Annotated in this window: 22 protein-coding genes; 4 read left to right on the forward strand and 18 right to left on the reverse strand. The window is 66.6% G+C overall.

The window, feature by feature from the left end:
• Positions 1-11: 11 nt before the first annotated feature.
• The 11 genes from rpsS to ACM6LU_RS02625 all read right to left on the reverse strand — a co-directional run bounded on the left by rpsS (position 12) and on the right by ACM6LU_RS02625 (position 8,395).
• On the reverse strand, positions 12-293 hold the full coding sequence (rpsS, locus tag ACM6LU_RS02575) for a 30S ribosomal protein S19 (protein ID WP_026468892.1): 282 nt from the start codon (positions 291-293) through the stop codon (positions 12-14).
• Positions 294-311: 18 nt separating this feature from the next.
• A complete protein-coding gene (gene rplB / locus ACM6LU_RS02580) occupies positions 312-1,148 on the reverse strand; it encodes a 50S ribosomal protein L2 (protein ID WP_414935935.1) in 837 nt (278 codons plus the stop codon).
• Between the two features lie 16 nt (positions 1,149-1,164).
• Complete coding sequence (rplW, locus tag ACM6LU_RS02585) at positions 1,165-1,476, reverse strand: 50S ribosomal protein L23 (protein WP_005166778.1); 312 nt, start codon at positions 1,474-1,476, stop codon at positions 1,165-1,167.
• Positions 1,473-2,159, reverse strand: a complete 687-nt coding sequence (rplD, locus tag ACM6LU_RS02590) for a 50S ribosomal protein L4 (protein WP_414935936.1) — start codon at positions 2,157-2,159, stop codon at positions 1,473-1,475. The genes rplW and rplD overlap by 4 nt, the downstream gene beginning before the upstream one ends.
• 2 nt (positions 2,160-2,161) lie before the next feature.
• Positions 2,162-2,812 (reverse strand): 50S ribosomal protein L3, encoded by a 651-nt coding sequence (gene rplC, locus ACM6LU_RS02595; RefSeq protein ID WP_414935937.1) that lies wholly within the window; start codon positions 2,810-2,812, stop codon positions 2,162-2,164.
• A 31-nt stretch (positions 2,813-2,843) separates the two neighbouring features.
• Positions 2,844-3,149 (reverse strand): 30S ribosomal protein S10, encoded by a 306-nt coding sequence (gene rpsJ, locus ACM6LU_RS02600; protein ID WP_003102098.1) that lies wholly within the window; start codon positions 3,147-3,149, stop codon positions 2,844-2,846.
• A 392-nt stretch (positions 3,150-3,541) separates the two neighbouring features.
• Entirely contained in the window at positions 3,542-4,735 is a 1,194-nt protein-coding gene (tuf, locus tag ACM6LU_RS02605; RefSeq protein WP_414935938.1) for an elongation factor Tu, read from the reverse strand.
• 127 nt (positions 4,736-4,862) lie between these two features.
• The gene (gene fusA / locus ACM6LU_RS02610; protein WP_414935939.1) at positions 4,863-6,962 is read right to left on the reverse strand and encodes an elongation factor G; all 2,100 of its coding nucleotides are present in this window, start codon (positions 6,960-6,962) and stop codon (positions 4,863-4,865) included.
• 63 nt (positions 6,963-7,025) lie between these two features.
• Positions 7,026-7,496, reverse strand: coding sequence for a 30S ribosomal protein S7 (gene rpsG, locus ACM6LU_RS02615; RefSeq protein WP_005166770.1), 471 nt, complete (start codon positions 7,494-7,496; stop codon positions 7,026-7,028).
• Positions 7,496-7,870 carry a 30S ribosomal protein S12 gene (gene rpsL, locus ACM6LU_RS02620; protein ID WP_003102113.1) on the reverse strand — a complete coding sequence of 125 codons (375 nt, stop codon included), beginning with the start codon at positions 7,868-7,870 and terminating at the stop codon, positions 7,496-7,498. Before rpsL ends, rpsG begins: the two co-directional genes overlap by 1 nt.
• 378 nt (positions 7,871-8,248) lie before the next feature.
• Entirely contained in the window at positions 8,249-8,395 is a 147-nt protein-coding gene (locus tag ACM6LU_RS02625; RefSeq protein ID WP_414935940.1) for a hypothetical protein, read from the reverse strand.
• 161 nt (positions 8,396-8,556) lie between these two features.
• Here ACM6LU_RS02625 and ACM6LU_RS02630 point away from each other — a divergent pair, with 161 nt between their 5' ends.
• Genes ACM6LU_RS02630 through ACM6LU_RS02645 form a run of 4 tightly spaced genes read left to right on the forward strand, consistent with a single transcriptional unit; the run spans position 8,557 to position 12,099 of the window.
• Complete coding sequence (locus tag ACM6LU_RS02630) at positions 8,557-9,144, forward strand: YbaB/EbfC family nucleoid-associated protein (RefSeq protein WP_414935941.1); 588 nt, start codon at positions 8,557-8,559, stop codon at positions 9,142-9,144.
• Positions 9,144-9,476, forward strand: coding sequence for a hypothetical protein (locus ACM6LU_RS02635; RefSeq protein WP_414935942.1), 333 nt, complete (start codon positions 9,144-9,146; stop codon positions 9,474-9,476). Before ACM6LU_RS02630 ends, ACM6LU_RS02635 begins: the two co-directional genes overlap by 1 nt.
• A gap of 13 nt (positions 9,477-9,489) precedes the next feature.
• Positions 9,490-10,653: a hypothetical protein gene (locus tag ACM6LU_RS02640; RefSeq protein ID WP_414935943.1), complete on the forward strand. Its 1,164-nt coding sequence runs from the start codon at positions 9,490-9,492 to the stop codon at positions 10,651-10,653.
• 9 nt (positions 10,654-10,662) lie between these two features.
• Positions 10,663-12,099, forward strand: a complete 1,437-nt coding sequence (locus ACM6LU_RS02645) for a hypothetical protein (protein WP_414935944.1) — start codon at positions 10,663-10,665, stop codon at positions 12,097-12,099.
• 4 nt (positions 12,100-12,103) lie between these two features.
• Here the strand turns inward: ACM6LU_RS02645 and ACM6LU_RS02650 are convergent, their stop codons facing one another.
• The 7 genes from ACM6LU_RS02650 to ACM6LU_RS02680 form a co-directional block, all read right to left on the reverse strand.
• Positions 12,104-12,604, reverse strand: a complete 501-nt coding sequence (locus tag ACM6LU_RS02650; protein ID WP_414935945.1) for a GNAT family N-acetyltransferase — start codon at positions 12,602-12,604, stop codon at positions 12,104-12,106.
• Positions 12,605-12,874: 270 nt separating this feature from the next.
• A complete protein-coding gene (locus tag ACM6LU_RS02655; protein WP_414935946.1) occupies positions 12,875-13,108 on the reverse strand; it encodes a hypothetical protein in 234 nt (77 codons plus the stop codon).
• A gap of 27 nt (positions 13,109-13,135) precedes the next feature.
• Positions 13,136-13,369, reverse strand: a complete 234-nt coding sequence (locus tag ACM6LU_RS02660) for a hypothetical protein (protein WP_414935947.1) — start codon at positions 13,367-13,369, stop codon at positions 13,136-13,138.
• A 44-nt stretch (positions 13,370-13,413) separates the two neighbouring features.
• Complete coding sequence (locus ACM6LU_RS02665) at positions 13,414-15,174, reverse strand: hypothetical protein (RefSeq protein ID WP_414935948.1); 1,761 nt, start codon at positions 15,172-15,174, stop codon at positions 13,414-13,416.
• An 81-nt stretch (positions 15,175-15,255) separates the two neighbouring features.
• A complete protein-coding gene (locus ACM6LU_RS02670) occupies positions 15,256-17,100 on the reverse strand; it encodes a hypothetical protein (RefSeq protein ID WP_414935949.1) in 1,845 nt (614 codons plus the stop codon).
• Between the two features lie 786 nt (positions 17,101-17,886).
• Complete coding sequence (locus tag ACM6LU_RS02675) at positions 17,887-21,798, reverse strand: DNA-directed RNA polymerase subunit beta' (RefSeq protein ID WP_414935950.1); 3,912 nt, start codon at positions 21,796-21,798, stop codon at positions 17,887-17,889.
• 89 nt (positions 21,799-21,887) lie between these two features.
• Positions 21,888-25,388, reverse strand: coding sequence for a DNA-directed RNA polymerase subunit beta (locus tag ACM6LU_RS02680; protein ID WP_414935951.1), 3,501 nt, complete (start codon positions 25,386-25,388; stop codon positions 21,888-21,890).
• Positions 25,389-26,238: the final 850 nt, after the last annotated feature.

Raw genomic sequence — 26,238 nt, forward strand, 5'->3', positions numbered from 1 at the left:
CTCGTGCCCGCTCAGCGGCGGCGCGACTTGCGGTCGTCCTTGATGTGGCCCTTGAAGGTCCGAGTCGGGGCGAATTCGCCCAACTTGTGACCCACCATCGCCTCGGTGACGAACACCGGGACGTGCTTGCGACCGTCGTGCACCGCGATCGTGTGTCCCAGGAAATCCGGGATGATCGTGGAGCGTCGCGACCAAGTCTTGATGACGGTCTTCTTGCCCGACTCGTTGAGAACGTCCACCTTCTTGAGCAGGTGGTCGTCCACGAAGGGGCCCTTTTTAAGGCTACGTGGCATGTGCTTCTACCTCCCTGCTCAGCGCTTGTTCTTGCCGGTACGGCGACGACGGACGATCATCGCGTCCGAAGCCTTGCGGCGACGGGTGCGACCCTCGGGCTTGCCGTTCGGGTTCACCGGGTGACGACCACCGGAGGTCTTACCCTCACCACCACCGTGCGGGTGGTCGACCGGGTTCATGACGACACCACGGACGGTGGGGCGCTTGCCGCGCCAGCGGTTACGACCCGCCTTGCCCCAGTTGATGTTGGAGTGATCGGAGTTGCCGACCTCGCCGATGGTGGCGCGGTTGCGCACGTCGACGTTCCGGATCTCGCCCGACGGGAGACGAAGCTGGGCGTAAGGCCCGTCCTTCGCCACCAGCTGCACCTTGGCGCCGGCGGACCGCGCCATCTTCGCGCCGCCACCGGGGCGGAGCTCGATCGCGTGGATCACGGTGCCGACCGGGATGTTGCGCAGCGGCAGGTTGTTACCCGGCTTGATGTCGGCGCGGGGGCCGTTCTCAACCGTGTCACCCTGCTTGAGCTTTTCCGGAGCGATGATGTAGCGCTTCTCGCCGTCGGCGTAGTGCAGGAGCGCGATACGAGCGGACCGGTTGGGGTCGTACTCGATGTGCGCGACCTTGGCGGGAACGCCGTCCTTGTCGTTCCGGCGGAAGTCGATCAGCCGGTACGCACGCTTGTGGCCACCGCCCTTGTGGCGGGTGGTGATCTTGCCGCTGGAGTTACGGCCGCCGGTCTTGCTCAGCGGACGCAGCAGCGACTTCTCCGGGGTGGACCGAGTGATCTCGGCGAAGTCGGAGACGCTGGAACCGCGACGACCCGGGGTCGTCGGCTTGTACTTGCGGATGCCCATGTGTCAGCTCAGTCCTTTACGCGGTGGGTCCGCCGAAGATCTCGATCGGCTTGCTCTCAGCCGAAAGAGTCACGATGGCGCGCTTGGTGTCCTTGCGCTTGCCGAAGCCGGCGCGAGTCCGCTTACGCTTGCCCTGGCGGTTGGCCGTGTTGACACTGACCACCTTGACGCCGAACACCTTCTCGACCGCGATCTTGATCTGGGTCTTGTTGGCGTCCGGGCGGACGATGAACGTGTACTTGTGATCCTCGAGCAGCCCGTAGGACTTCTCGGAGATCACCGGCGCGAGCAAGATGTCGCGGGGATCGGGGATGGCGATCGCACTCACTGCTCGTCACTCCCTTCGATCTCGCTCGACCGCGCGCTGGCCTTCGCGCCCTTGCCCCTGACGGGACCGGCGACGAACACGTCGTAAGCGGCCTTGGTGAACACCACGTCGTCGTTGACCAACACGTCGTAGGTGTTGAGCTGGTCGGGCGTGATGATGTGGACCTCGGCCAGGTTCCGCACGGAGTTCCAGCTCAGCTCGTCGTCGCGGTGGAGCACCACGAGAACGCGCTTGGCTTGGGTCACGGCGGCGATAACGGCCTTGGCGGCTTTCGTGGACGGCTTCTCGCCGGTCACCAGTTCGGTGACGACGTGCAGCTGCCCGGCGCGGGCCCGGTCCGAGAGGGCGCCACGCAGGGCGGCGGCCTTCATCTTCTTCGGGGTCCGCTGGGTGTAGTCACGCGGCGTGGGGCCGTGGACGACGCCACCACCGGTGAACTGCGGCGCACGGGTCGAACCCTGGCGGGCGCGGCCGGTGCCCTTCTGGCGGTAAGGCTTCTTGCCACCACCGCGGACTTCACCGCGGGTCTTGGTGTCATGCGTGCCCTGGCGCGCGGCGGCCAGCTGGCCCACCACGACCTGGTGCATGAGGGGCACGTTGGCCTGCACGTCGAAGATCTCCGAGGGGAGCTCGACCGTGCCGTCGGCTTTACCGGCCGGGGTCTTCAGCTCGACGCTGGTCATGATCAGTTACCACCCTTCGCGGCGCTGCGAACGAACAGCAGGCCGCCCTTGGGACCGGGCACGGCGCCCTTGATCAGCAGCAGGCCGTCCTCGGCACGCACCGCGTGCACGGTCAGGTTCTGCGTGGTGACCCGGTCGTTGCCCATCCGGCCCGCCATGCGCAGGCCCTTGAAGACGCGGCCCGGGGTGGCGCAGCCACCGATCGAGCCGGGCTTGCGGTGCACGGCCTGGGCACCGTGGCTCGCGCCCTGGCCCTTGAAGCCGTGACGCTTCATGACGCCGGCGTAACCCTTGCCCTTGCTGGTACCGGTCACGTCGACCTCGATACCGGCCTCGAACACCTCGGCGGTGATCTCCTGGCCGATCTCGTAGGTCTCGGCGTCGGTGGTACGCAGCTCCGCAAGGAAACGACGCGGGGTCACGCTCGCCTTGTCGAAGTGGCCGGTGCGCGGCTTGTTCACCCGGCGCGGGTCGACCGCGCCGAAAGCCAGCTGCACGGCCTTGTAGCCGTCGGTTTCCTGGGTCCGAACCTGGGTGACCACGTTCGGACCGGCCTGGACGACGGTCACCGGGACGACCCGGTTGTTCTCGTCGAAGACCTGGGTCATGCCGAGCTTGGTGCCCAGGATGCCCTTCATTTGCCTGTCAGACATGAGTCTCTTACTCTCCGCCGCTCGCCAGCCGCTACTGGATGTTGACGTCGACGCTTGCCGGCAGGTCGATGCGCATGAGCGCGTCGACCGTCTTCGGCGTCGGGTCGAGGATGTCGATCAGACGCTTGTGCGTGCGCATCTCGAAGTGCTCGCGCGAGTCCTTGTACTTGTGCGGCGAGCGGATGACGCAGTAAACGTTCTTCTCGGTGGGCAGCGGCACCGGCCCGACAACACGGGCGCCGGTGCGCGTGACCGTCTCGACGATCTTGCGCGCCGAGGTGTCGATCGCCTCGTGGTCGTAGGCCTTGAGCCGGATGCGGATCTTCTGTCCCGCCATGGTGGCTGCGTTCCTTGTCGTCTCGTGCCGCTTTGTCTCTTCAAACCTTCGGCTGGGCCGGGGTTCTCGCAGTTCAACGGCCCTGTCCCCGGTCCACGCGGTCGGGCGTGTCGCGCCCGACGCACAGACGGATCCCGCGGGATCGTCGTCTTGCTGGTCTTCCTCATCTGAGGAGGCAGCGATCCGGCTGTGCCGTCTCAACCGCCGCGCCCGCTGGCCTCACCCGAAGGAAGAGCTCCACGGACCGTGGCCGCTCATACCAGGGCGGCCGGAACCCGGTTTCCGAAGAACCGCGAGTTCGGCCGCCCCAGGACGAGCAACCTGAATAGTGTCGCACACGTGATTTGACGCCTGGAACCCGGGGGTGTATCAGACCCCCGGGTGGCGTTGAATCACTTGTTGATCTTGGTGACCTGGCCGGCGCCGACGGTCCGTCCACCCTCACGGATGGCGAAACGCAGACCCTCGTCCATGGCGACCGGCTGGATCAGCACAACGCTGATGTCCGTGTTGTCGCCCGGCATGACCATTTCGGTGCCCTCCTTGAGGGTCACCACGCCGGTCACGTCCGTCGTACGGAAGTAGAACTGCGGGCGGTAGTTGTTGAAGAACGGGGTGTGACGGCCACCCTCGTCCTTCGACAGGATGTAGACCGAGCCCTCGAACTCCGTGTGCGGGGTGGTGGTGCCCGGCTTCACGACGACCTGGCCGCGCTCGACGTCCTCGCGCTTGATGCCACGGACCAGCAGACCGACGTTGTCGCCGGCCTCGCCCTGGTCGAGCAGCTTGCGGAACATCTCGACACCGGTGACGGTGGTCTTGGTCGACTTCTCCTTGATGCCGACGATCTCGACCTCTTCGTTCACGTTGACGCGGCCACGCTCGATACGGCCGGTCACGACCGTGCCACGGCCGGTGATCGTGAAGACGTCTTCGATCGGCATCAGGAACGGCTTGTCGAGCTCGCGCACCGGGTCCGGCACGCTCTCGTCGACGGCCGCCATGAGCTCGAGAACGCTCTCGCCCCACTTGGCGTCGCCCTCGAGGGCCTTCAGGCCGGAGACCTTGACGACCGGAGCGTCGTCACCAGGGAAGTCCTGGGAGGACAGCAGCTCGCGGACCTCAAGCTCGACGAGCTCCAGGATCTCTTCGTCGTCGACCATGTCGGCCTTGTTCAGCGCGACCACGATGTAGGGCACGCCGACCTGCTTCGCGAGCAGCACGTGCTCACGGGTCTGCGGCATCGGGCCGTCGGTCGCCGCGACCACGAGGATCGCGCCGTCCATCTGCGCCGCACCGGTGATCATGTTCTTGATGTAGTCCGCGTGACCGGGGGCGTCCACGTGGGCGTAGTGACGCTTCTCGGTCTGATACTCGACGTGCGAGATGTTGATCGTGATGCCGCGCTGCTTCTCTTCCGGCGCGTTGTCGATCTGGTCGAACGCCGACGCCGTGTTCAGCTCGGGGTACTTGTCGTGCAGAACCTTGGTGATCGCCGCGGTCAGAGTGGTCTTACCGTGGTCGACGTGACCGATGGTCCCGATGTTGACGTGCGGCTTGGTCCGCTCGAATTTCGCCTTCGCCACTGGAATGTCCTCCTGGACTGTTTTGCTTACTCACCGGCCGACGTGGCTGTCGTCAGACGGAGATTCGTTTCTCGGTGGGTGGTGCGGACGTTCAGGAGTTTTCCTTATGCCCGCGAGCGAGAGGGAACTACTCCCCTGTCGCCTTCGCGATGATTTCCTTCGCGACGTTCGCGGGAACCTCTGCGTAGGAGTCGAACACCATCGAGTAGTTGGCACGCCCCTGGGTACGCGACCGCAGGTCACCGACGTAGCCGAACATCTCCGACAGCGGCACCAGTGCCTTGACGACACGGGTACCGGCGCGCTCCTCCATGGCCTGGATCTGGCCACGGCGGGAGTTGAGGTCGCCGATCACATCGCCCATGTAGTCCTCGGGCGTGGTGACCTCGACGGCCATCAGCGGCTCGAGGATGACCGGGCTGGCCTTCCTCGCGGCTTCCTTCATCGCGATGGAGCCGGCGATCTTGAAGGCCATTTCCGACGAGTCGACCTCGTGGTACGCACCGTCCAGCAAGGTGAACTTCAACCCGACGAGAGGGTAGCCCGCCAGCACGCCGTACTGCATGGCGTCCTGTGCGCCCGCGTCGACCGACGGGATGTACTCCCGCGGAACGCGGCCACCGGTGACCTTGTTGGAGAACTCGTAAAGAGCACCATCGGTGGACTCAAGCGGCTCGAGCTTGACGATGACCTTCGCGAACTGACCGGAACCACCGGTCTGCTTCTTGTGCACGTAGTCGAGCTTCTCGACCGTCTTGCGCACCGTCTCACGGTAGGCGACCTGCGGCTTGCCGATGTTCGCCTCGACCTTGTAGTCGGACTTCATGCGGTTCACCAGCACCTCGAGGTGCAGCTCGCCCATACCCGCGATGATCGTCTGGCCGGTGTCCTCGTCCAGGTTGACCTGGAACGTCGGGTCCTCTTCGGCCAGCTTCTGGATCGCCAGGGACAGCTTCTCCTGGTCGGCCTTGGTCTTGGGCTCGATCGCGACGCGGATGACCGGCGCCGGGAACGTCATCGACTCGAGGACGACCGGGTTCTGCGGGTCGGCGAGGGTGTCACCGGTGGTGGTGTCCTTCAGGCCGATGACCGCGTAGATGTGGCCCGCCTGGGCCTCCTCGACCGGGTTCTCCTTGTTGGAGTGCATCTGGAAGAGCTTCCCGATGCGCTCCTTGCGCTCCTTGGTGGCGTTGATCAGCTGCGCGCCGGAGGAGACCTTGCCCGAGTACACCCGGATGTAGGTCAGCTTGCCGAAGAACGGGTGCGCGGCGATCTTGAACGCCAGAGCGGAGAACGGCTCCTCGGTCGACGGCTTGCGCGACACGACGGTCTCACCGTCGGGCAGCGTTCCCTCGACGGCCGGAACGTCCAGCGGCGACGGCAGGTAGTCGATGACCGCGTCGAGCATGGGCTGCACGCCCTTGTTCTTGAAGGCGGAACCGGTGAGCACCGGGTACGCCTCGCGGTTCACGGTGAGCTTGCGGATACCGGCCTTGAGCTCGGCTTCCGTCGGCTCCTCACCCTCGAGGAACTTCTCCATCAGGGAGTCGTCGGTCTCGGCGATGGCCTCGACCAGCTTCTCCCGGTACTCGGCCGCCTTGTCGGCGAGCTCGGCCGGGATCTCCTCGACGGCGTAGTCCTCGCCCTTCTGGACCTCTCCGCGCCAGGTCAACGCCTTCATGCGGACCAGGTCGATGACGCCTTCGAACTCGTTCTCGGCGCCGATCGGCAGCTGGATGACCAGCGGGCGGGCGCCGAGGCGCTCCTCGATGGTGCGGACGGTGAAGTAGAAGTCCGCGCCGAGCTTGTCCATCTTGTTGACGAAGCAGATACGAGGAACCTCGTACTTGTCCGCCTGACGCCAGACCTGCTCGGACTGCGGCTCGACACCTTCCTTGCCGTCGAAGACGGCGACGGCACCATCGAGCACGCGCAGCGATCGCTCCACCTCGACGGTGAAGTCGACGTGACCCGGGGTGTCGATGATGTTGATCTGGTGATCGGCCCAGAAGGTGGTGGTGGCAGCCGAGGTGATGGTGATACCCCGCTTCTGCTCCTCCTCCATCCAGTCCATGGTGGCGGCGCCATCGTGGACTTCACCGATCTTGTAGTTGACCCCGGTGTAGAACAGGATCCGCTCGGTGGTGGTGGTCTTACCGGCGTCGATGTGGGCCATGATGCCGATGTTGCGGACCTGGTTCAGGTCGGTCAGCACTTCACGTGCCACGAGAGTGTTCCCCTGTCTCAAAATTGGGGCCCGGCAAGGCTTTGATCGGCAGCCGGGCGGTCATCACCAGCGGTAGTGCGCGAAGGCCTTGTTGGACTCGGCCATCTTGTGCGTGTCCTCACGCCGCTTCACGCTGGCGCCGAGGCCGTTGCTCGCGTCGAGGAGCTCGTTCTGCAGGCGCTCGATCATGGTCTTCTCGCGGCGGGCCGCGGAGAAGGAGACCAGCCAGCGAAGCGCGAGAGTGGTGGAGCGACCCGGCTTGACCTCGATCGGCACCTGATAGGTGGCACCACCGACACGACGGCTCTTCACCTCGATGGTGGGCTTCACGTTGTCGAGGGCGCGCTTCAGCGTGACGACCGGATCGGTGCCGGTCTTCTCGCGAGCGCCTTCGAGAGCGCCATAGACGATGCGCTCGGCCAGGGACCGCTTGCCGTCCTTCAGCACCTTGTTCACCAGCTGGGTGACCAGCGGGGATGCGTAGACGGGGTCAGAGATCAGCGGCCGCTTGGGGGCCGGACCCTTGCGGGGCATTAGCTCTTCTCCTTCTTCGCGCCGTACCGGCTGCGCGCCTGCTTACGGTTCTTGACACCCTGGGTGTCGAGCGAACCGCGGATGATCTTGTAACGGACACCCGGAAGGTCCTTCACACGACCACCACGCACGAGCACCATCGAGTGCTCCTGCAGGTTGTGGCCTTCACCGGGAATGTAGGCGGTGACCTCGATGCCGCTGGTCAACTTCACACGAGCGACCTTGCGAAGCGCCGAGTTCGGCTTCTTGGGGGTTGTGGTGTACACGCGAGTGCACACACCACGCCGCTGCGGGCTCCCCTTGAGGGCCGCGGTCTTCTGCTTGGCAGCCTTGTCCTGGCGGCCCTTACGGACCAGCTGCTGGATCGTGGGCAATGGACCAGCTTTCTGTTCGCGATCTTGCTACTACGTGTCTGTCTCCGGCCCCCGCGGTCGGGCGTGTCGGCCCGCGTCACGGTCTTGCGACCGGTAACTTCCCGTAGGGATTTTCCGTCGGATCCCCTGTGGGCGAAGCCTTCGAACCGGATGCCTGAGCACCCCGTTCACGCCGCACGGCACACGGGACGGCCCGACGCCTGCCGGGCACGGTCTCCAAAGATACCCGGCCACTTCCTGACCGACCAAATCGGGGGGTCGATAACTATATCGTGCTGGGCGTCACGCCGCGGCCACCCTGATGGAACGGCGTTTCGGCATGGTTCTCCATCCACGCCCCCGTCACCGCCCTCGACGGCAGCGCTACGCGCCCAGCCTTCATTCCTCGTCGGGCTTGGCGTGGTCCGCCCGGCCGGGGCGCGGATCCCGGCCGAGGTCGATCAACGGATGCACGGGAGCCCCCTCCGGCGCCGCGTGACTCCCCGGCCGGAGTTCCTCGGCGGTTTTCTGCTGCTCGGCGTCCACGACGCCTCCCCTCGCTCCACTGACACCGCCTTACTCAGCGAACCACGGTACCTATTTCCCCTAACGGGTGACCCGGATGGATCCGGAAAGCACACCATCGCGTCAAACCGGCGAATGGGTCACGATGACACCGGTCACACGCACAGGCACGGGGAGGCTCCATGTCGGCCGAGTTCGAACAGCTGGTCGCGGAATTCGAAAAGTTCCAGTCCAAGATCCACAAGGCCGAAACTCAGTTCGCGAAGGTCGGCGAAATGCAGGCGGAACTGGCGGAACTGGAGTCGGTGGCCACGTCGCCGGATCGTTCGGTCACCGTCGTCGCGGGCCCGGGAGGGTCGGTCAAGGACATCCGCCTGTCCCCGGAAGCCCTTCGGCAGCAACCACAACAGCTCGCCGCCACCCTTCTGTCCACTTTGCACACCGCGGTGGCCGACGCGGCGCGGAAGCAGGCCGGGATCGTCGACGAGCAGTTCGGCGGGACGTTCCATCTGAACGTCGAAGAACAGGTTCTCGAAGCCCAAGCGGAAGCGTTGGGAACCACAGCCGACGATCTGCGGTCTCAGCTGTCGGAGGAGCCACCGGCGGACACCGCCCGCCCCGCCCGCCGCCCTCGGAACGAGGACGACTTCAGCGAGGAGACGGTGCTACGGCGGTCGGACGAACCGACTCCCGGCCCGTCGGCGGCGGGCGGGAACTCGGCCGGTGACCAGTTCCTCAAGAACCTGTTCGACGACCAGGAGGAACGCTGATGGGCGGCCCCGGAGGACACGAGGTTAAGACGCAGGCCTTGACCGACTACGCGAACAACCTCGGCTACTACAAGGACGAGGCCGGCAAGTTCGGCGGGCTCGTCGACCAGGCCGACGTCACCGACAAGTCGTGGGGCCTGATCGGGCTCGCGGTGAAGCAGACCTACACCGGCAAGCTCGCCGACCTGCGTGAGCTGCTCGAGCTGATGAAGACCGGGGTCGACGCCTTCTCCGGGAAGCTCAACCAGGCCGCGTCGATCTACAACGGCTTCGAGAACGACGCGACGATCACCCTGGGGAAGTACGAAGCCAAGATCGACGGACCGAAGTGAGCTGGGGGACGGCATGACCGACGAGAAGGCGAGCGTCGCAGGCGGCGTCAAGATCACGGGTGACGACAGCTTCGGCAAGAACGCGCTCGACGCGGCGAAGAAGGTGCCTGTCGCCGGCAAGGGCGTCACGACCGTCGCCAACGCCTACGACAAGTTCAGTACCGCGCAGGGGCCCGGCGACCTCGCGGCCGCCGGTGGGCAGCTGGTGCAGGACGGCGCGGGCTTCATCGCGGGGGCGGGGGCGGATCTCGCGGGCTTCGTGCTCGACCCGGTGGGCTGGCTGGTCAGCAACGGCCTCAACATCCTGATCGAGCTGATCCAGCCGCTGCAGGACGCGCTGCACTTCGTCACCGGTGACGGCCCGGCGCTCAAGACCGCGGCCGGAAACTTCGGCAACATCGCCAAGGGCTTCGTCACACTGGCCGACGACTTCGTCAAGACCGGTGACGACTCGCTGAAGGACTGGGTGGGCGAGGCCGGCGACGCGGCCCGCAACGCGCTCGGCGACTTCGCGGTCGGCATCAAGGGCATCGGCAACAGCGCCGGGACCGTGGCCGAGACACTGCAGATGTGGTCGATGGTGATGACCGTCATCGAAGAGGTCGTCAAGTCGATCATCTCCGAGCTGGTCACCTGGGCGATCTACATCTGGCTGCCCGCGCTGGCCGCGTCTGTCGTCAGCCTCGGCTCCTCGGTGGCCGCCGCGATGACCGCGACGATCGCCAAAGCCGCGAGCGCGATGGGCAAGATCACCAAGCACCTCGGCAAGCTCGGCAAGCTGCTCGACAAGTTCATGGGCTTCCTGCTCAAGTGGACCGACGACCTGGTCAAACAGGGTTCGAAGCTGACGAAGGCAGGCAAGATCGGGATGACGCCCGGTCAGGAGAAGTCGATCGTCGGCGCGTTCGCCAAGGGCTCCGGGACCCAGCTCGGCACGTTCGGCGATGCCGCGAAGGACGTCCTCAAGGGTGTGCCGAACCAGGCGATCAAGCAGGTGGTCGGGGTCAACCCCGCCGATATCTCGAAGGGTTCGGCGTACGCGGGCAAGGCGGGCTTCGACTTCGTGAACAAGACCATCGACAACTCGAGGACCACCATCGCCGGGCAGGAGTACGGCCGCACCGGCGGGCACCACACCGAAGAGGAGACCCGCGAGAACCTCGACATGGACCAGTAGGGTCGCCCGATGGACGATCAGCTGGCCGGGCCGTGGCTCGTCGCCGGTGGGTACACCCTGGCCCTGGCGTTGCTGCTGCTCGGCGGGCGCTTCGATGGACGGCGGCCCACGGCGGCGGCCGTCAGCTACGCCCTCTGCGGGATCCTCGTCTCCGAGACGTCGTTGTACTGGCTTTCGGCGGGGTCCGGGAGTGCGGTTCCAGGCTGGCTCTGGTTCGCGTTCCCGCTGGTCATCGCGACTTTGGCGGCGTGGCGGGGCTACCGGCAGAAGACCTGGATCGGCAGGCTCGACGGGGCCGGTGAGCCGGGCTTCGGGGTGCTTCCCTCGCGGGGAATCGCTGTCGCCTATACGTTTCCTGAATCCGTGGTGACGGCGGTCGAGTTCGGCCACAACGGGCATCGGCTGCTCGGGGTCGAGTACCGGCTCGGTGGTTCCGACGATTTCCCGGGGGCAGCCAGGACAGCTGACCTGACCGATGGGGCGTACGCCCTGATCCAGCTTCGGACGCCTGTCGTGCCATCGGTCGTCATCACACCCAAGACAGGTGCTTTCGAGCCGGAGCGGTTCACACCGTTGGAGGACGCCCGCATCACGCGGAACACCGTCGGGGCACCGAAGCCGGACGCGCTGCTGCGACGGTTCGAGACGGGCACGGAGTTCGACCGCCGGTTCACCGTGGTGACGTCCGATCCGGAGTTCGCCCGCGCCCTGCTCTCCCCCGCCGTCTGTGAACTGCTGAACGGCGACTCGTGGTTCCGGGTCCGCGAAGTGGCGTTCCATGGCGGCTCACTGTGGGTCTCCGAAGCCGGGACGCTGACCGAAGAGACGATGTTCGCCGACTCCCGCCGTCTGGCGGTCCTGGCGTCCACGGTGGACTGGAGCGACGCGGATTTCCGTTCTGTCGCGGCGGCTTCCGACACCAGTGACGCCGGATGGCTCGGGAGCAGGCGGGGGCCGCTCGCCGGGCTCCGCGGCCCGCTCAACCGGCGCCGGGAAGCGGGGGGCCGTCAGCCGCTGTCCTCGCTGTCGCTGGTGGCGCGCTCGGTCGTCGCGCTCGCCCTGGTGCTGCCGGGGCTGGCGCTCGCGGTGAACTCACTGACCGCGCTGACCGGGCTCGCACCCGAGGCGCGGCTGACCGTGACCGCGACCCTCCTGGCGGAGGCGGGCACGTCGAACTGCACCAGTTGCGGCAACGGCAACCTGGTGGACGGCACCTACGAACTCGACGGCGAGACGCACGAGGTCAAGGACCTGCGGTGGATGTCGTTCGGGACCTTTCCGGAGCGAGGTGACGTCGTCGACATCTCCGTGACACCGCTGTGGTGGCATCCGCTGATCGAAGGCAAGGACGCGGGCGTCTTCCTGCTGCTGATCGGCCTGGCCCCCGCCCTCGCCGGTGCCCTCCTCACGAAGGCGACCTACGCTCCGCGCCCGCGTCGCGTTTAGCGGGCTAAACGCGATCCGACAGGGCTTCGACCAGGGACTTCGAGAAGTAGCAGTGGGCGAAGGGGTCGTCGTTGAAGGGCTCGACCTCGTCGTAGCCGAGGCGCGCGTACAGGGCCCTCGCCTCGACCAGATCGCTACGGGTGTCCAGGCGGATGGTCGTGGCCCCCAGACCGCGGGCGACGTCCTCGGCGGCGGCCACGAGCAGCGCCGCACCGCCGCTGCCCCGCTCGGAACGTCGGAGGAAGACTCGTTTGAGCTCGACGATTTCGGGCGAGACGATCCGGAGCCCGGCACAGCCGGCGAGCACCCCGTCGCGCCACGCGAGAAGGAAGGCGCCGGCCGGCGGGACCAGGTACCTGCTGTGGTGCTCCTCGAGCAGGGCGTCGAGTTCGTCTTCGGCGATCGGGCGCCCGTGGAACCGCGACGCGATTTCGTCCAGGTACTCGCGCAGCAACTGGGCGGCGTCCGGGTGATCGACGGGGGTGACTTCGAAGCTCCAGCTCATGGCCCCATTCTGCCCAACCCGGCCACCCATTTTCCCCGGCCACCGGATCGCACTTTGCCCGCTAAAGTCGCCACGCCGGGGCCGGCCCCGCACCAGGCCCCGGATCGCACTTTGCCCGCTAAAGTCGCCGCGCCGTTGAGCAGCACCACAGGTCGCGAGTGCGGCCATTACGATCCCCACGATGGGTGATGTGCCCGATCAGTTGTCTGCCTGCCATCGGTTCTTCTCACGAAAGCGGCGGCGCGGCCCGAGAGCCGCGCCGCCCGGAAGTCAGGACGGCAGCAGCCGGCCGGGGACGCCGTTGAGGGACTGGAGGAGGCCGAGCACCGGGACGCCGAGCGGCGCGAACGTCCAGATGTTGTCGAGGTCGCTCGTGTCGGGTTCGTCGACGACCACGACATCGCTCGGGGCGGCCTGTACGGCGAGCGCCGGAGCGGCCGAGCCGAGTACGACGAGGCCAGTGAGCGCCGCACCGGTGACCGCGCGGACGAAGGTCTTTTTCATGAGATTCTCCTTTACTGATAAGGGTTCTTACGAAATCGGCGTGATGATCCCGTAGATCGGGGCGAGGAGTTCGGTGGGCACGGGGACGACTCCGCCGAGCAGGCCGCCGAGGTCGAGGCCGGGGATCAGCCAGACCGCGGGGCCGCCGCCACCGGTCGGCAGGCCCGGCGACGGGTCGGCGGAGGCGACCCCGCCGGCAAGTCCGGACAGCGCGCCCGCGACGGCGAGCGGCAGCAGCACACGGGCCGCGATTCGCTTCATCTCTTCTCCTTTTCCTTACCGCTGCTGGAATCGAGCGGAATCCTTCACCGGAGTACCGAGCTGACCGGCACGATCGTGCCGTCGGGGATCCATTGCCCCGCGTAGTTCCGGTCGGCGATCATCCCGACCGCGTGCGGTTCGCCCGGGTACATCGGCATGGCGTTGACCTGTGCCGCCGCGAAGATCTGAACGTCGCCGTTCATCGACCTCCACTGGTCTCCGAGCCAGGTGCGGAAGCCGCCGAGGGTGGGGCTTTCGCCGCCGAAGGCGTTGCCCGCGGCGACCGCGAAACTCACGGCGACCTGCTCGCGCGGGTCGAACCTCAGTGGCAGCGAGGAACTCGCGACGGAGTTGACGATCGGGCCGTTCAGCAGCCAGGGCGCGAGGTACAGGCCGTATTGGTGGGTCGGCTTGAGCCGCTGGGACTCGGCCGCGCGGGTCATCGCCGTATAGCCGCCCGCCCAGCCGGACACCACGAACAGCGCGGTGTCCGGCCCGGCCTCGGCCTGTACCGGGAGGCCGACGCGTGCGGCGGTCTCCCGGACCAGCTTCGCGGCGGCGGTACCGCGCGGCGAGGCGTCCTCGACGAGGGTGAGCGCGGAAGGCTTGCGCCCGGCGAGGAACTCGACGAGTTTCACGAGCGAACCGCTGTCCTCGCCGGAAAGTGTGTCCGCGGGACATGAGGTGAGGACTTCGCGGCGGTCGGCGATCAGGCCGCCCAGCGCGGCCGAAGCACACTCGGGCGCGTCAACGTCCTCGATCGCGGGGCCCTGTTCCTCACCCGCGTCGACCTCGATCGTCGTCTTCTCGCCGCCGCGGCTGATGATCAGGTCGCCGCGCCCCTTCGGCAGGTCGACCTCGGCCCAGGTGCCCTCGGCACCGGGACGCACGATGGCCTTGCCGATCAGGCCGCCTTCGATTCCGGCGGACAGGTCGTCGCCCGCGCTCGCGGGGAAATGGACGAGGTTCTTGCCGGGCCGCTGCGGGCTCACCAGCACCGGGAACTGTCGGTCGCCGACGGACGCGTAGGCGAGCAGAGCGACTCCGGGAATCGGTGGAGCGGGCGGTTTAGGGATGGCCGCGAGGGCGCTCCAAGCGACGAAACCGACGGTCACGGCCACCGCGCCGAATTGGTAAGCACGCGTGGATTCCGGTCCGGAGAACAAGAATCCGGCGACGACGGTGGCGACGACCGGCAGCACGGCGATCACCAGCAACGTGATGCCGAAGAGCGTTTCGTAGATCCGTCGGTCCAACCCGAGACCCGAGGAGAACAGCTGGACCGCACCAGCGACGACGAGAAGTCCGCCCAGCGTCAGGGAAAGCGGGCCGAGCCGGAAGTTCGTCTGGCGCCACCGGCCGGCGGGCACCCAGACGGAGAGAACGGTGACGCCGAACCACAAGGCCGCCGCCGCGACGTAGACGGTGTCGATGGCGAATTCGACGCCGGTCCGCCCGAGCGAGGTTTCGAGCACCACCAACGCGGCGAGCACGAGGGACGCCCAGCGCCCGGCGGACGGCCACCTGACGAGGATCGGAATGGCCAGCACGAGCACGAGGTGCACGATCAGCGCGATGACGTTGACGTCGGTCGCGAAAGCGGAAACCGCCGCCAGCGCGGCGGAAACCCCGCCGAGCGCGACGATGGTGAGGTACAGGCGTTTCGGCAGTTCGCCCACGAGCGGGCGCAGGATTCCGGTGCCGGCGAGGAAAGCGGTCGCCAGCAGCAGGCCGAGCCGGAGCAGGACCAAGGCGATGCCGACTCCGGTCGAACCCGAACTCGCCGGTATGACGTGGTGATCCATGGGGACCTTCTCCGAGTAGATCGGCGAAGCCGTGGGTGACGGGGTGCGCCCACCACCCACGGACTTCCGCGCCGAGCAGGGTTACTTGAGATCCGCGTCAGCCACGACGAACAGTTCGGAGTGCGGCTTGGCGTTGCCGAAGGACCCGTGCGGCCAGGTCTTCCGGTTGAAGTTGATCCCGACTCCTCCGGTGAACTCGTCCCGGAAGTTCCGGTCGACCGCGAGCTTCCCGTCCTGACCGAGGTTCAGCAGGTTGACCTTGTGGTCACCGTCCAAACCGGACCGTGCGACGAAGTAGTTCGACACCGCGAGGTGCTGCGGCTTGTCTGTTTCGCGGTAGTAGCCGTCGTCGCCGAGGACGAAGTTGTCGTACGCCCCCCAGTGCGGGCCACCACCCGGCGTGCCGGGGTTGATCGCGGCCGCGCCGACGACGGTCGGCAGGTCGCCGCCACCACCCTGCTGGGACTTCTCCTTCGTGTCGATCCGGCCGTTGATGTTCTCGACCTTGTCGCCCGCGGCGAGCAACTTCTGGATGTCGAGGACGTACACGCCACCCGTGGTGCCGGGGTCGTCCGGACCGAGCGCGCCCTTGGACCGGCCGGTGATCGCGCGGTAGAGGTACTTGTCGTCGGGGCTGGTCTGGATCCAGCCGCCGTTCGAGCCGCCACCGTTGGAATCGTTGTCCGGGTGGATCGCCTTGTTCGCGGCGCCGTCGTCGAACACCTGGATCCAGTGCGGCTCCTTGGCGGTGATGTCCGGCGTATAGAACACCGCGCCGCCCTGCATGGTCTGGGCGAACGCGCCCTTGTGGCCCGGCAAGTTGGTCACCGTGGTCTCCATGACCGCGCGGCTTTCCGCGTGCAGCGGGTCCGCCGGGTCCGCCCTCGGACCGTCCGGCAGGTACGAGACCGCCTTGAGCTTCGGCTTGTCGCGGTCGGAGATGTCCCACGTGCGGACGGTCGGCCGCCGCAGGTACGGCGACGGCTGCTTCACCGGGTCGAGGATGATGTTCCGCGGCTCGGCGTAGTCGCTGGTGACCAGGGTGTCGAGATCCTCGCGGGCCTGGATGCCGTGCGGGTTGGCGCAGGTCGGCTTGTCCAGCTGCGGGAGGTTGTCGCACAGCTTCTTGTTGTCGCCCTGCGGTGTGGCCGCCGGGGACTCGGAAAGCACCCGCGCGTTCTGGTCGAAGCGGACGACCTCACCGGGACTGCCGGCGAAACCGTTGCCCACCACGGTGGAACCGTTGGCGTAGGTGTGCGGGCCCGGCACGACCGGGCCGCCCATGTACGTGCCGTACGCGGTGCCGTCCTTGAGCACCCAGTACGCGTCCGGCACGGAACCGCCGAGGGTCTGGGTCGGGAGGCTGACGCCCTTGAGCTTCAATTGCGGCAACGCGGAGACGTCGAAGGCGTACGTCGCGGCGGCGAACAGCGCACCGGCGTAGATCGTGTCGCCCTTGTGCCACACGTACTGCATGTGGTGCGGCTCGTTCTCGACGAGCGGGCCGACGGTGGCGGTGTTGACGACCTTGCCGTAGGTCGGCGAACCCTGCGTCGCGTCGATCACGGCGAGGAAGTCCGGACCGGGCAACGCGTTCTTGATCTTGTTGAGGCCGCCGCCGAGCGAACCCGGCAGATTTTTGATGTCCTTGACCAGGGTGTCGGCGATGTTCTCGTCACCGGCCCAGACCAGCAGCCACTTCTTGCGCTGCCCGTCTGCACTCCTGGACGCCGCGACATCCTTGGACACAAGGTGGTTCTGGACCCAGTACTCCTTGCCGTCAGCCGCCTTCTTCGCGTCCTTGACGACCTGGACATCAGCGTAGGCACTCGTGGCGGAGCCGGTATAGGTCACCGTTCCCACGGCGAGCGCCGTCGCGATGGCGCCTATCACCACTTTTCGCCACCTGGGCGAGTTGGATAGCATTCTTTCTCCCTGTTTTCGCTACCGAAGCGCCAGACAATCGGCACATCTCTCCCCTTTTCGCGCAGGCGTCACCGGCCCGGATCAAGGGAAAGCAATCAACCGCCGGTTCAAGCAGGGAACCGTTGCGGCACAGCGGAAAACGTCAGCGCACGAAGAACGGGCACATCCGTTTCAGGAATCCATACACAGCGCGCTTGCTTGCTGCCGCAAGTCAACGTGCCGGCGCCACACCAAGGCGACTGGGGATTGCATGGGCGAAATACTCGTGTGAACCCGCCCAGGTGTCAATCTGGTGATCAAAGAATGGGAGACACCACGACAGAGTGAATTTCCCAGCATGCGGATGCGCCATTAGGCCGGACAGGTGGCGATTTTCCGAGCACTGGGAATTAGGCCACCTGGCGGCACTACCGCAGGTCACAACGGACCAGTGAGCCGCGTCCGGCGACCATTGGGGCGTTATGAGTTCGTTATGTACTCTCGGTGGGTCCGCGGGGCTCCCGGACGAAGTGAGACAGGGCCACGCCGAAGACGTTCAGAAGGGCGCTGGGCGCCGTGGAACTGCCCGGCGCACTCCGGAAGACCGCCGATGGCGCCGAAGGCCCCGTATCCGCCGCGGCGGACCTCTGCGGATACGCCGGCCCGCGTAGAACGCGATCACTCGAGCGAGATTCGTGGACTGCCAACATGCATTTCGAACAGAGGCGTCAGAACCGGAACTGCCCCGAAAAACGAGAAGGGCCCCCGCCGAATCGGCAGGGGCCCTTCTCGTGGATTTCGCTTCGATCAGCGGAAGTCGCGGCCGAAGTCGTAGTCGTCCAGCGGCACCGCGGCGCCCGGCGTGGAGCCGAACACATCCGGGGTGTAGTAGCCGTCGTCGTAGGACGGGATCGCGTAAGCGGCGACCCGCGCCTCCTCGGTCGGCTGCACCTGGATGTTGCGGTACTTGTTGATCCCGGTACCGGCCGGGATCAGCTTACCGATGATCACGTTCTCCTTGAGGCCAACGAGCTTGTCCGAACGGCCGTTGATGGCCGCGTCGGTCAGGACACGTGTGGTCTCCTGGAACGAAGCCGCCGACAGCCACGAGTCCGTGGTCAGCGAGGCCTTCGTGATCCCCATCAGCACCGGGCGACCCGAGGCCGGCTCGCCACCCTCGGCGACCGACGCCCGGTTCTTCGCCTCGAACTTGGTCCGCTCGGGCAGTTCGCCAGGGAGGAAGTCCGTGGCACCGGAGTCGATGATCGTCACGCGGCGCAGCATCTGCCGCACGATGACCTCGATGTGCTTGTCGTGGATCGACACACCCTGCGCCCGGTACACCTTCTGGACCTCGTCCACCAGGTGCATCTGCGCCTCGCGCGGCCCCATGACCCGCAGGACCTCGTGCGGGTCCGGTGTGCCTTCGAGCAGCTGCTGACCGACGTTGACGCGGTCACCGTCGCCCAGCGGGCCGTTCGAGGTGTTCGCGAGCCGCTGACGCTTGGACAGCTTGTCGAAGACGATCTCTTCGCTGCCGTCGTCCGGGATCAGCGTGATCTTCCAGAACCGCTCGCTCTCCTCGATGCGCACGCGGCCATCGACGTCGGCGATCGGCGCCTTGCCCTTCGGGACCCGGGCCTCGAACAGCTCCTGGACACGGGGCAGACCGGTCGTGATGTCGTCACCGGCGACACCACCCTGGTGGAACGTACGCATCGTCAGCTGCGTGCCCGGCTCACCGATCGACTGGGCCGCGACGATACCCACGGCCTCGCCGACGTCGACGAGCTGACCGGTCGCCATGGACCGGCCGTAGCAGGTGGCGCAGATACCGACGGCCGACTCACAGGTCAGCACCGAACGCACCTTGACCTTGGCGATCCCGCTCGAGATGAGCTTGTCCAGTGCCGGGTCGCCGATGTCGTCACCGGCGTTGAGCACGACGTTGCCCTTGGCGTCGACCGCGTCGGTCGCCAGGTTCCGCGCGTACACGCTGGTCTCGACGTGCTGGTCACGCAGGACCTTGCCGTCGCCGATGTCCTCACCGATCGGCATGTTGATGCCGCGGGTGGTGCCACAGTCGACCTCGCGGACGATGACGTCCTGCGACACGTCCACCAGACGACGGGTCAGGTAACCCGAGTCGGCGGTACGGAGCGCCGTGTCCGCCAGACCCTTACGGGCACCGTGCGTCGCGATGAAGTACTCCGCCACCGACAGGCCTTCACGGAAGTTGGCCTTGATCGGACGCGGGATGTACTCACCCTTCGGGTTCGACACCAGCCCACGCATACCGGCCAGCGACCGGACCTGCGTCATGTTGCCCGCCGCGCCCGACTTCACGATCATCGCGATCGGGTTGTCGTCCGGCAGCGCCGTCTCCATGATCTTGTGGACCTCTTCGGTGGCCTGCGTCCACACCTTGACGAGCTCGTTGTTGCGCTCGGTGTGCGACAGCTGACCACGCTGGTACCGCTTCTCGACCTGGTCGGCCTTGCCTTCGTACTCGTCCAGAATGGCCTTCTTGCCCGTCGGGACCAGCACGTCGGAGATCGCGACCGTGACGCCCGAACGGGTCGCCCAGTAGAAACCGGCGTCCTTCAGGCGGTCCAGGGTCTGCGCGACCTGCGTCATCGAGTACCGCTCGGCGAGGTCGTTCACGATCAGGGCCTGACGCTTCTTCGGCATCGGCTCATTGATGAACGGGTAGTCCGCCGGCAGCAGCTCGTTGAACAGCACGCGGCCCAGGGTGGTCTCGGCCAGCCAGGCCTTGCCCGGCTCCCAGCCCTTCTCCGCGAGCGCCGCTTCGTCGGCCTTGGCGGGCTGACGGTCGACGATGCGGATCTTGACCGGAGCGTGCAGGCTCAGCGCCTTGAGGTCGTACGCCATGATCGCTTCGGCGGGCGAGGAGTACGCGTTGCCCGCACCCTCGGCCTTCTCGGTGAGACGGGTCAGGTGGAACAGACCGGTCACCATGTCCAGCCGCGGCATGGCGAGCGGGCGGCCCGACGCCGGCGAAAGGATGTTGTTCGCCGACAGCATCAGGATGCGGGCCTCGGCCTGCGCCTCCGCGGAAAGCGGGAGGTGCACGGCCATCTGGTCACCGTCGAAGTCCGCGTTGAACGCTTCACAGACCAGCGGGTGCAGCTGGATGGCCTTGCCTTCGACCAGCTGCGGCTCGAAGGCCTGGATACCGAGGCGGTGCAGGGTCGGCGCACGGTTCAGCATCACCGGGTGGCCGGTGATGACCTCTTCGAGCACGTCCCACACCTGCGGGCGCGAGCGCTCCACCATCCGCTTGGCGGACTTGATGTTCTGCGCGTGGTTCAGGTCGACCAGCCGCTTCATGACGAACGGCTTGAACAGCTCGAGCGCCATGTCCTTCGGCAGACCGCACTGGTGCAGCTTCAGCTGCGGGCCGACGATGATGACGGAACGGCCGGAGTAGTCGACACGCTTGCCGAGCAGGTTCTGACGGAACCGGCCCTGCTTGCCCTTGAGCAGGTCGGACAGCGACTTCAGCGGGCGGTTACCGGGACCGGTGACCGGGCGGCCGCGGCGGCCGTTGTCGAACAGCGCGTCGACGGCCTCCTGCAGCATCCGCTTCTCGTTGTTGACGATGATCTCGGGCGCGCCGAGGTCGATCAGCCGCTTCAACCGGTTGTTGCGGTTGATGACCCGGCGGTAGAGGTCGTTCAGGTCGGAGGTGGCGAACCGGCCACCGTCGAGCTGGACCATCGGGCGCAGGTCCGGCGGGATCACCGGGACGGCGTCGAGCACCATGCCGCGCGGGTCGTTGCCGGTCATCTGGAAGGCCGCGACGACCTTGAGCCGCTTCAGCGCGCGGAGCTTCTTCTGCCCCTTGCCGTTGCGGATGGTGTCGCGCAGGTGGTCGGCCTCGGCCGCGACGTCGAACTCGGCGGCCAGCTTCTGGATGGCCTCCGCGCCCATGCCGCCGGTGAAGTACTCGCCGTAGCGGTCGATGAGCTCGCGGTAGAGCAGCTCGTCGGCGATCAGCTGACGGACGTCGAGCTTGGTGAAGGTCGTCCAGACCTCCTCGAGACGGTCCAGCTCGCGACCGGCGCGGTCACGCAGCTGACGCATCTCGCGCTCGCCGCCTTCCTTGACCTTGCGGCGGACGTCGGACTTGGCGCCCTCCGCCTCCAGCTCGGCCAGGTCGGCTTCCAGCTTCTGCGCCCGTGCCTCGATGTCCGCGTCACGCTTGGTCTCGAGGTTCTTGCGCTCGACGCCGATCTCGTTCTCGAGGGTCGGCAGGTCGGTGTGCCGCAGCTCGGTGTTCACACCGGTGATCACGTAGGCCGCGAAGTAGATGATCTTCTCGAGGTCCTTCGGCGCCAGGTCGAGCAGGTAGCCGAGGCGGGAGGGAACACCCTTGAAGTACCAGATGTGGGTGACGGGAGCGGCCAGCTCGATGTGGCCCATCCGCTCACGGCGCACCTTGGCACGGGTGACCTCGACGCCACAGCGCTCGCAGATGATGCCCTTGAAGCGGACCCGCTTGTACTTACCGCAGTAGCACTCCCAGTCCCGGGTCGGGCCGAAGATCTTCTCGCAGAAGAGGCCGTCCTTCTCGGGCTTGAGCGTCCGGTAGTTGATGGTCTCCGGCTTCTTGACCTCGCCGAAGGACCACTGACGAATGTCGTCGGCGGTAGCGAGGCCGATGCGGAGCTCATCGAAGAAGTTGACGTCCAGCACGTCTTTGCATCCCCTTGGGGTTGAGTCGACTAGAGGGGTTGGCGGTCGAGGCGGGACCCACGGGAGGCAGGCCCCGCCTCGGACAGCCGTCAGTGCACGACGTCGTCCACCGAGGGCGACTCGTTGCGGGACAGGTTGATGCCGAGGTTGGCGGCGGCGCGCTCGAGGTCCTCGTCGTCGGAGTCGCGCATCTCGATCGCGGCGCCATCGCTGGACAGCACCTCGACGTTGAGGCAGAGCGACTGGAGCTCCTTCAGGAGCACCTTGAACGACTCGGGGATACCCGGCTCGGGGATGTTCTCCCCCTTGACGATCGCCTCGTACACCTTCACGCGGCCGACCACGTCGTCCGACTTGATGGTCAGGAGCTCCTGCAGGGTGTATGCGGCGCCGTACGCCTGCATCGCCCAGCACTCCATCTCACCGAAGCGCTGGCCACCGAACTGCGCCTTACCACCCAGCGGCTGCTGCGTGATCATCGAGTACGGACCGGTGGACCGGGCGTGGATCTTGTCGTCGACAAGGTGGTGCAGCTTCAGGATGTACATGTAGCCGACCGCGACCGGGTACGGGTACGGCTCGCCGGAGCGGCCGTCCAGCAGCGTGGCCTTGCCGTTCTGCTTCACCATGCGCTCACCGTCGCGGTTCGGCTTGGTGGCACCGAGCAGGCCGGTCAGCTCGTCTTCCTTGGCACCGTCGAACACCGGGGTGGCGGTGTTCGTGCCGGGGTCGACGTCGTACAGCTCCTCGTTGAGGTTCTTCGCCCAGTCGGGGTTGCCCTCGATCTTCCAGCCCTGCGACGCCAGCCAGCCCAGGTGGAGTTCCAGGACCTGGCCGATGTTCATCCGTCGCGGGACACCGTGGGTGTTCAGGATGATGTCGACGGGCGTGCCGTCCTCCATGAACGGCATGTCCTCGGCGGGAAGGATCTTGCCGATGACACCCTTGTTCCCGTGGCGGCCGGCGAGCTTGTCGCCCGGCTGAATCTTCCGCTTCTGGGCCACGTAGACGCGGACCAGTTCGTTGACGCCAGGGGGCAGCTCGTCGTCGTCCTCTCGCGAGAACACGCGGATGCCGATGACCTTGCCGGTCTCGCCGTGCGGCACCTTCAGCGAGGTGTCGCGGACCTCACGGGCCTTCTCGCCGAAGATCGCACGGAGCAGGCGCTCTTCCGGGGTCAGCTCGGTCTCACCCTTGGGCGTGACCTTGCCGACCAGGATGTCGCCGTCGCGGACCTCGGCACCGATGCGGATGATGCCGCGTTCGTCGAGGTCGGCCAGGACCTCCTCGGAGACGTTCGGGATGTCCCGGGTGATCTCCTCGGCGCCCAGCTTGGTGTCGCGGGCGTCGATCTCGTGCTCCTCGATGTGGATCGACGTGAGCACGTCGTCCTGCACCAGGCGCTCGGAGAGGATGATCGCGTCCTCGTAGTTGTGGCCCTCCCACGGCATGACCGCGACGAGCAGGTTCTTGCCGAGCGCCATCTCACCGTTCTCGGTGGACGGGCCGTCGGCGATGACCTGACCCTGCTCGACCCGGTCACCCTCGTTGACGATCGGGCGGTGGTTGAAGCAGGTGCCGTGGTTGGAGCGGCGGAACTTGTACAGTCCGTAGCTCTTCCGCGTGCCGTCGTCGTGCATGATCGTGATCAGGTCGGCCGAGAGTTCCTCGACGACACCGGACTGCTCGGCGACGAGCACGTCACCGGCGTCCACCGCGGCCCGCAGCTCCACGCCGGTGCCGACGTACGGCGCCTGGTTGCGGAGCAGCGGCACGGCCTGACGCTGCATGTTCGCGCCCATCAGCGCGCGGTTCGCGTCGTCGTGCTCGAGGAACGGGATCATCGCCGTCGCGACCGAGACCATCTGTCGCGGCGAGACGTCCATGTAGTCCACGTCCAGCGGGTCGATCAGCTCGACCTCGCCGCCCTTCTTACGGACCAGGACGCGGTCTTCGACGAAGGTGCCGTCATCCGAGATCGGCGCGTTGGCCTGCGCCTTCACGAACCGGTCTTCCTCGTCCGCGGTGAGGTAGTCGACCTGGTCGGTGACCCGGCCCTCGACGACCTTGCGGTACGGGGTCTCGATGAAACCGAACGGGTTGACCCGCGCGTACGAACAGAGCGAACCGATCAGGCCGATGTTCGGGCCTTCCGGCGTCTCGATCGGGCACATGCGGCCGTAGTGCGACGGGTGGACGTCACGGACCTCCATGCCGGCGCGCTCACGCGACAGACCACCCGGGCCGAGGGCGGACAGACGACGCTTGTGCGTCAGCCCCGACAGCGGGTTGTTCTGGTCCATGAACTGCGACAGCTGCGAAGTACCGAAGAACTCCTTGATCGCCGCCACGACGGGACGGATGTTGATCAGGGTCTGCGGCGTGATCGCCTCGACGTCCTGCGTGGTCATCCGCTCACGGACGACGCGCTCCATCCGGGACAGACCCACGCGGATCTGGTTCTGGATGAGCTCGCCGACGGTGCGGAGACGACGGTTGCCGAAGTGGTCGATGTCGTCGGTCTCGACCGGGATGGTCTGGTCGCCGACGGTCACCTTGTCCTCGCCCGCGTGCAGCCGGACCAGGTACTCGATCGTCGAGACGATGTCCTCTTCGGTCAGCGTCCCGGTGTCGTACGGCGTGGTGAGGGCGAGCTTCTTGTTGACCTTGTACCGGCCGACCTTGGCCAGGTCGTAGCGCTTCGGCTTGAAGAACAGGTTCTCCAGCAGCGTCTGCGCGCTCTCCTTGGTGGGGGGTTCGCCCGGGCGCAGCTTGCGGTAGATGTCGAGGAGGGCCTCGTCGGTGCCGGCGGTGTGGTCCTTCTCGAGGGTGGCGAGCAGCGTCTCGGAGAAGGAGAAACGCTCGCGGATCGCCTCGGTGGTCCAGCCCAGCGCCTTCAGCAACACGGTCACCGGCTGGCGGCGCTTGCGGTCGATGCGGACGCCGACGGTGTCGCGCTTGTCGACGTCGAACTCCAGCCAGGCACCCCGGCTCGGGATGACACGGACGTTGAAGACGTCCTTGTCCGTGGTCTTGTCGACGCTGGTGTCGAAGTACACACCAGGCGAGCGGACCAGCTGCGACACGACGACACGCTCGGTGCCGTTGATGACGAAGGTGCCCTTGTCGGTCATCACCGGGAAGTCGCCCATGAAGACCGTCTGGCTCTTGATCTCGCCGGTGTTGTTGTTCACGAACTCGGCGGTCACGAACAGCGGGGCCGCGTACGTCATGTCCTTGTCCTTGCACTCCTCGACGGAGGCCTTGACCTCGTCGAAGCGCGGGTCGGAGAAGGACAGCGACATGGATCCGGAGAAGTCTTCGATCGGCGAGATCTCGTTGAGGACCTCTTCCAGGCCACCGACCGGGTTTTCTTCACCTTCTTCGACGCGGCGTTCGAACCACGCCTCGTCGCCGGTGAACCATTCGAAGGACCTGATCTGCACGTCGAGCAGGTTCGGGGTGTTGAGCGGCTCGCGAATCTTTGCGAAGGAGACCCGCTTGGGGGCTCCCGGGATTCCCGTGGACTCCGAGCGAGATACAGCCGAGGTGGTCGCAGCAGTGGCCTGGTTCGCGGGAGAGACTGCCAAGATGCGTCCTTCCGGGGACAATGAGCGGTGAGCAGCCGCGTCAGCAACAGCTGATGCGGACTGTCAAGGGTGCCGTGTGCCCACTATCCTAACTACCGGCTCCGGGCAGCCTGAAAGAGGGCAGCGCAAAGAAGCAGTCTAGCCCGAACGTCACGGTATGTCCAGGGGGCACTCCTGATGGGGCCCAGCCTGCGTCGCGACGTCTTCAGGTATGCCTCTCCTCGGCTTCCCCGGACCGTCCCTCCCGCAAGGGCACCGCCGGTTCTCGCCGTTGGCAGTAAGCGTGACCCCACGCGGGCTCTGAGTCAAGATGCCGCGCGGCGGACCCGCCGGTTGGCGCAGCGTCGAAGTAGCGCCGCGACGAGGGCTTCACAGGACGGCCATCCTGGTTACCGCCCGTACCCGCAGGTGACGGCGTTGGGGCACCGACCTGCGTTTAGCGGGCTAATCGCGACCCGCCGGGGGCCGTTCCGGAGAGTCACCGGGTCGGGGGGCGGAGTGCTCCTGGGCGGGCTGGGACTTGTGGCGGCTGTGGCCGGTGCGTCTTCTGGGGCGGTTCACAGGGAGGCCCTCAGATCGCGATCAGGGGGCTAAACACGACGCGGTAGCGAGCCCCCCGTCGAGGGCGGCCGGGTGCGCGCTGAGGGCCGCGTACGGGGATGGCGCGGTGGGCGGTGGCCGTCGGGGTCGTCAGTGGCGATTCGGGTCAGGGCGAGAGTGGTTCGGCTTCGGCTGGTCGCCGGTCCCGATCCGTGAAGGCCCCATCCCTCAGCTCAACCGAGGGAACTCGATCATCACACCCTGACCCAACTCACGGCGGCCCCGTGTCGCGTTTAGCCCGCTAAACGCG

The sequence above is a fragment of the Amycolatopsis sp. cmx-11-51 genome, assembly GCF_047608665.1.
GTDB lineage: Bacteria > Actinomycetota > Actinomycetes > Mycobacteriales > Pseudonocardiaceae > Amycolatopsis.